Annotated in this window: 8 protein-coding genes, 2 pseudogenes and 1 other annotated feature; of the genes and pseudogenes, 8 read left to right on the top strand and 2 right to left on the bottom strand. The window is 56.2% G+C overall.

Going from position 1 to position 5,437, the window contains the following annotated elements; all coding sequences use genetic code 11:
- Nucleotides 1-121: 121 nt before the first annotated feature.
- From NFX52_RS29245 to NFX52_RS29215, 7 genes and pseudogenes are all read left to right on the top strand, one after another.
- Nucleotides 122-592, top strand: a pseudogene (locus NFX52_RS29245) (DUF932 domain-containing protein); the annotation flags it as partial.
- A 5-nt stretch (nucleotides 593-597) separates the two neighbouring features.
- Entirely contained in the window at nucleotides 598-1,056 is a 459-nt protein-coding gene (locus tag NFX52_RS29240) for a hypothetical protein (RefSeq protein WP_156358720.1), read from the top strand.
- 148 nt (nucleotides 1,057-1,204) lie between these two features.
- Complete coding sequence (locus NFX52_RS29235) at nucleotides 1,205-1,531, top strand: hypothetical protein (protein WP_055398133.1); 327 nt, start codon at nucleotides 1,205-1,207, stop codon at nucleotides 1,529-1,531.
- Complete coding sequence (locus tag NFX52_RS29230; protein WP_055398132.1) at nucleotides 1,515-1,868, top strand: type II toxin-antitoxin system RelE/ParE family toxin; 354 nt, start codon at nucleotides 1,515-1,517, stop codon at nucleotides 1,866-1,868. The genes NFX52_RS29235 and NFX52_RS29230 overlap by 17 nt, the downstream gene beginning before the upstream one ends.
- Nucleotides 1,865-2,188 (top strand): helix-turn-helix domain-containing transcriptional regulator, encoded by a 324-nt coding sequence (locus NFX52_RS29225; protein ID WP_082437434.1) that lies wholly within the window; start codon nucleotides 1,865-1,867, stop codon nucleotides 2,186-2,188. Before NFX52_RS29230 ends, NFX52_RS29225 begins: the two co-directional genes overlap by 4 nt.
- Nucleotides 2,189-2,290: 102 nt before the next feature.
- Complete coding sequence (locus NFX52_RS29220; RefSeq protein WP_055398131.1) at nucleotides 2,291-2,674, top strand: hypothetical protein; 384 nt, start codon at nucleotides 2,291-2,293, stop codon at nucleotides 2,672-2,674.
- A 77-nt stretch (nucleotides 2,675-2,751) separates the two neighbouring features.
- Entirely contained in the window at nucleotides 2,752-2,928 is a 177-nt protein-coding gene (locus NFX52_RS29215; protein WP_156358719.1) for a hypothetical protein, read from the top strand.
- Nucleotides 2,929-2,969: 41 nt separating this feature from the next.
- Here the strand turns inward: NFX52_RS29215 and NFX52_RS29210 are convergent, their stop codons facing one another.
- Both NFX52_RS29210 and NFX52_RS29205 read right to left on the bottom strand, forming a co-directional pair.
- Nucleotides 2,970-3,314, bottom strand: a complete 345-nt coding sequence (locus tag NFX52_RS29210) for an H-NS histone family protein (RefSeq protein ID WP_172727744.1) — start codon at nucleotides 3,312-3,314, stop codon at nucleotides 2,970-2,972.
- 67 nt (nucleotides 3,315-3,381) lie between these two features.
- Nucleotides 3,382-4,383: a hypothetical protein gene (locus tag NFX52_RS29205; RefSeq protein ID WP_055398129.1), complete on the bottom strand. Its 1,002-nt coding sequence runs from the start codon at nucleotides 4,381-4,383 to the stop codon at nucleotides 3,382-3,384.
- Nucleotides 4,384-4,403: 20 nt separating this feature from the next.
- Between NFX52_RS29205 and NFX52_RS29200 the strand changes: the two are divergent.
- Nucleotides 4,404-5,323: pseudogene (locus NFX52_RS29200) on the top strand (IS3 family transposase); the annotation flags it as partial.
- Nucleotides 4,682-4,798: a sequence feature (AL1L pseudoknot), on the top strand. Its footprint overlaps the pseudogene before it by 117 nt.
- Nucleotides 5,324-5,437: the final 114 nt, after the last annotated feature.

The following is a 5,437-nucleotide window of genomic DNA, read 5'->3' as shown; positions in this document are numbered from 1 at the left end:
GGTCTCCTTGTGGGCGACATGCCCAGCAAGGAGGATTGCTATGTACAGCGTTATTGGCCAGCAAGACTTGCTCGCTCAGGCGCAAGTCGAATGACTGGACATAGTTCGACGCTGGACATAGTTCCGCTTTGTTTGCTCGAATGGCCTGGTATGCGGCGACACCGTTGCAGACGTGCGGGTCCCGCACAAAGGCGACGTTGCCTCACAGGTCATCGAAGGCGCCTACGAGGTTCTGCAGGGCTTCGATCGCGTTGCAGAGTCTCGCGACTCGATGCGCGCCATCACCCTGGATACGCACGAGGCGGAAGTCTTTGCCCGGTCCGCATTGGCGCTCAAGTACGACACCGAGGTCAAGCCCGCGCCGATCACCGAGGCACAGCTCCTGCAACCGCGGCGAAATGCAGACGCAAAGCCCGACCTCTGGTCGGTGATGAACGTCTGTCAGGAGAACGTGAGCAAGGGAGGGTTGCGCGGCCGCACCGCCACCGGCCAGCGCCGGCAGACGCGCGGGATTCAGGGCATCGACCAGGACATCAAGCTCAACCGCGCTCTGTGGCTCCTCGCCGACGGCATGGCCAAGCTCAAGGCGTAGTCGTCATGCGATTCTCTCGATACCCTCGCGTGGAGGTGTTCGAGTGGACGAAGCGCAAGCTCACGCTCGCGGAGAGGCGGCCCCAGCGCCAGGCAATGAAGCTGGCCAGCAACTACCCGCTGATTGCCTCGGTGCTGGAACCACCGCAGGCATTCGATCTTGAGCGAGAGACCGAGAGTCGGCGTCTCGCCTACCAACGGAGTGAGCAGCGGATGCGGGCCTTTCATGCACGCATTTGGCGCGAGTCCCGCAAGGACTTCTTCCTGGCGAGCGACGCGCAGCGGGCATTGATCCGCTCCGCTTGGCGCGAATGGAGAGGGCCGACAACGTCCACGTACTTCAGGTATTTGGTCGACCTCCACACCGGCGTCATGGAGGCCAGAAGCGAGCGCTTCCGTGCTGCTGAAAAGCAACGCAGGCTTAGCATCCTGGCCCTCAGCTCCAGCCAGCTGCAGATCCAATAGGACTAGCACTACCCAACCCCCGGCCTAAACAGCTGGGGGTTTTTTTTGCGCGGCGCCCGGTTACTCCGTTCCTTCAAGCAAACAACCAGGTACCCGCTGGGCATGCGCACCGCATGCCTAGCCCTATCAACCACAACCTGGAGATCAAATGATCGAAACATTCAGCATGCAAGACCTGCCTGCAACCTGTGTCCTCTATGACAAGCTGGCGGCCGGCGCCTGGCTGCGTATCGACGCCAACGCAATAGGCTGGGACGACGACTTTGAGGCCCTCGTGGGAACGAATGCCTACGGCCAAGACTATGTCTGGGGGGCGCTGACTCTCGAAAACGTCGAGCAGTGGCGGCAGCGACTTGTCGATTCCGGCAACTTTGGTTTTTGCCCTGACCGCGAGGAGGAGCACTTGGACGTCCTGGCTCTGCAGTTGCATCTGAGTAACCTTAACGTTACCATTCAAGATGGCTGCGCGGCTTGAGGAGTACGTGCGCGAGGACGGCACCAATCCCTACAAGGAGTGGTTCGACAGCTTGGATCTCCAAGCGGCGACCAAGGTGACGATCGCAAAGGCGCGCCTGGAGCTCGGGAACACTTCCAACGTGGAGTGGTTCCGCGGCATCGGCGAGTACAAGATCAATTGGGGCCCAGGCTACCGAATCTATCTTGCGAAGGACGGTGAATCTCTCGTGGTGCTTTTCGGAGGCAGCTCGAAGAAGAACCAACAGCGTGCAATTGACCAGGCGGTAGCGCTGCATGAGGAATACAAGGCCAGGAAGAAGGCCCAGACCCCAACGAAGAAAGGTGGACCGCGATGAGTCTCACGCGAGATTTCAAGCTGACGGTAGTAGAGCGCGTACGGCGCGAGCCGGAGTTTGCAAGAGCACTCCTGGATGAGGCGGCAACGCTTTTTCTCAATGGTGAAACCGATACAGCACGGCTGGTCCTTCGAGATCTGGTCAATGCCACTGTAGGTTTCGAGCAACTTGCTACAGTGACCAAAAAACCCAGCAAGAGCCTGCATCGGATGCTGTCCCCCCGGGGAAATCCGAGCATGGATAATCTTGCTGCAATTTTTGGCGCGGTACGAACCGGACTGAAAGTGGACTTCGACGTGCGTGTTGTCGAGGCTGCCTGATTGGAGGGCTCAAAATATATCCCTCATGGCATTGCCATGGGGGATTCTTATATTCAAACTGCTGGCTCATTCAATCGGCCAGCGCCAAATGGACTCCTCAAAATGAAACAAACCCAAGATAGCACACCAGTACTTGTCACTCTTCGCTCGGCAATTGCGCTGCGGCAAAATGCTATCGAGATTTCCTACAAGCTGTCTGCAATGTGTCTGCTCGGCGGAATCATGATCGGGGCCTTCCTCATAATGATCCTGATACCTGAGCTTGGCTCGATGAAGAACGGGCTTCAACCAGTCCATCTCGTAGCACTTGTGCCAGGAATCATCGCAGTGGGAATTGGGCTGATGCCTGGAAAGAAGCCGCAACGCATCCCCTCGCTTACACACCAAGAGATCGAAAGCATGAAAAGCACGATGGGACTTTCTGCCGAACTGGTGGAGCGTACCAAGGCTCAAGTTCTTGTCGTTCGCGACCACCCGGCAAAATAGAACCCTTATTGAAACACCCCAGATGGGCACGGTCCCCTCTGGGGATGGTGTCTGTCCACCTGGAAAAGGCACAACCCGTGGCAGTATTTCAAAGCAAGCAGCATTTCCTCGAAGGGATGGTATATCCGCTCTCTTCTGATGCCGCAACAAATCCCCCAATAGCCTGCAAGTTCAAGGCAGGCGACAAGGTAAATTTCACCAACGACTATGGTGTGGTTTTTCGAAATGAAACTGGGGGTGATCTCGGTTTTTGAGCAAAACCTGAAATCACCCGCAAAAAATCAAGTGATATCAATCACTTAGCTCGACTCACACGTTTGCTCGGAACCTTGAAGTTCTCTAGGGTGTGCCCTCGTTCAAGCGCTTCGTTCAGCCATGTTGGCCGCCGCCCGCGTCCCGCCCAGGTGTTGCCATTGCCGTCTTGGTAGACCGCCTGTACCTGTGGCCGTGTAATTGGCGTCTTTGGGTGTTTTTGAGTTGCCAACTTGGGGGCTTGATGGGACTGATCAAACAGATCGCCTGGAATCAGATCGTATTGAGCAATAACCTTCTTCAACAGAGGAATGATCTCCTCCGCGTCGTTGGCTTGGCTCATTGCCTCTTCTAGGCGTTTTTTCATTTGACTCAGCGTCTTTGGCACCGAACACCTCTCTTGGAGCAATTGGGCCGCATCATAGAAGCCTCCGAGCTTCGGAGGCGCCCGCCAATCACTGCTGTACGTCGAAGAAAGTTTGGCTTGTGAAGTTGTCCGCCATTTCGATTCGCAGTCGGAAGTCAACGATCTGCTTTTTCTTCTTCTTGCTCAGGATATGCAGTCTCACAGGCGAGTAATAGCTGGTAGTCGGGGGTACTTCGTATTTTTTCCCATAGATGGTGACCAACGATGCGGGCTCTGTCTGCTTGAGGACGGAAAAGCTACCTCTGCGCACGATTTCCATCAGGTTTTTTTCCTCCTCAACAGTACAGCCGACAGTCATCTCCGGCGGTGCTGTGACTTGTGAGCGCTGGTAGGAAAGCTTGCCCTCAATGATATCGCTGACTCGCGCCAGGGCCCGATAATCACTCGCGGGAATAATCGCAAAAATATCAATCTGTGCACTCTGACGCAGGTATCTAAGCACGTTTCTCGCTCGCCTTACGTAGTGAGCGAATCCAAGCATTTCCTCCATCTCCTCTATATGCTTAGGTGTATGGAAATTCCCCGCTGAAACTTGGTTTCCATCGACTTCCATGGTGAAAGAAATAGGAGCACACGGGTCAAAAATTGTTTCGAACAAATTGATGAGTGTGTCCAAGTACGGAGGGTTTGCCGCGTCCTTTCCCTGCCACACTTTGAGATTGGTGGTCAGTGTCGAGACAGACTGAATACCATCCTCACCGATTGGCGTGAAATTTATTTCTACGTCGAGAAGTCCACCGCATCCAGCGCCTGAAAATCTGATTTGCTTACGCCCAGTAGTTATTTGGCCAGTGATAATATCAAAAATCGGAGGGTTACTCTGGGGCGCCAGTATCTTTAACACTGCTGGACGCGCCGCAGGGATGATTGTTATCGATGCCAAGTTGGCATCCTTATGCAGCACGTCGAAGATTTTTGATCCTTCAAACACGACTCCATCGAGTGGCAGCGTCGCTTCACGGCCCTCGTCAATGGACGCCTGAAGGCCCTTGCGCCAGACTGAATCGCCCCGGTTTTTGAGGAGGCTCAACACTCTGAGAGGATTGAGCCATGAAGAAGACAAACAAGTTCTCGCCTGAGGTGCGTGAGCGCGCAGTGAGGATGGTGCAGGAACAGCGCGGGGAGTACCCATCCCTGTGGGCAGCCATCGAATCCATTGCCCCCAAGATTGGCTGCGTGCCGCAGACCCTGAACGAATGGGTCAAACGCGCCGAAGTGGATGCCGGCACGCGAGAAGGTGTCACCACAGCCGAAGCCCAACGGGTCAAGGAACTGGAGCGCGAGAACAAGGAGCTGCGCCGGGCCAACGAGATACTGAAGCTGGCCAGCGCGTTTTTCGCCCAGGCGGAGCTCGACCGCCGTTTGAAGTCCTGAGGGATTTCATCAACAGGCATCGTGGCACCTTCGGGGTCGAGCCGATCTGCAAGGTCTTGCAGGTTGCCCCGTCGGCGTATTGGCGCCACGCCGCGCTGGTGCGCGAGCCTCACAAGCGCTGCACCAGAGCCAAGCGCGACGAATTGCTGATGCCGCAGATTCAACGCGTCTGGCTGGCCAACATGCAGGTCTACGGCGCCGACAAGATATGGCGGCAACTCAGGCGTGAAGGCACGGCAGTGGCCCGCTGCACTGTTGAGAGGCTGATGCGGAAGTTGGGCTTGCGCGGGGTGATGCGCGGCAAGGTCGTGCGAACCACCACCAGCGACAGCAAGGCACCATGCCCGCTGGACAGGGTCAACCGCCAGTTCAAAGCCGATAGGCCCAATCAACTGTGGGTGAGCGACTTCACCTACGTTTCGACCTGGCAGGGTTGGTTGTATGTGGCCTTCGTCGTCGACGTGTTTGCCAGGCGCATCGTTGGGTGGCGTGTGAGCAGTTCGATGCGCACAGACTTTGTGCTCGATGCCTTGGAACAAGCCCTATATGCCCGTCAGCTCGAACGCGACGGCAGCTTGGTCTGTGTAAGCGACCAGCCGTACCACCTTGAACAGTCCCGCGACATCTCGCAAGATCGTGTGCACGTAAACCATCGTGGACACCATGCTCAAAGATTCAGAGACACCGAGATATGCGACGCGGCGTACCCA

It is taken from the genome of Acidovorax facilis (genome assembly GCF_023913775.1).
Classification (GTDB): Bacteria; Pseudomonadota; Gammaproteobacteria; order Burkholderiales; family Burkholderiaceae_C; genus Acidovorax; species Acidovorax facilis.
The sequence above is the reverse complement of the archived record's forward strand: the minus strand, read 5'-3'. Positions and strand labels throughout refer to the sequence as shown.

What these genes read in the sequence shown, in the direction of transcription:
- NFX52_RS29240 (WP_156358720.1), top strand. Translation starts at nt 598, where the DNA reads ATGCGATTCTCTCGATACCCTCGCGTGGAGGTGTTCGAGTGGACGAAG.
- NFX52_RS29235 (WP_055398133.1), top strand. Translation starts at nt 1,205, where the DNA reads ATGATCGAAACATTCAGCATGCAAGACCTGCCTGCAACCTGTGTCCTC.
- NFX52_RS29230 (WP_055398132.1), top strand. Translation starts at nt 1,515, where the DNA reads ATGGCTGCGCGGCTTGAGGAGTACGTGCGCGAGGACGGCACCAATCCC.
- NFX52_RS29225 (WP_082437434.1), top strand. Translation starts at nt 1,865, where the DNA reads ATGAGTCTCACGCGAGATTTCAAGCTGACGGTAGTAGAGCGCGTACGG.
- NFX52_RS29220 (WP_055398131.1), top strand. Translation starts at nt 2,291, where the DNA reads ATGAAACAAACCCAAGATAGCACACCAGTACTTGTCACTCTTCGCTCG.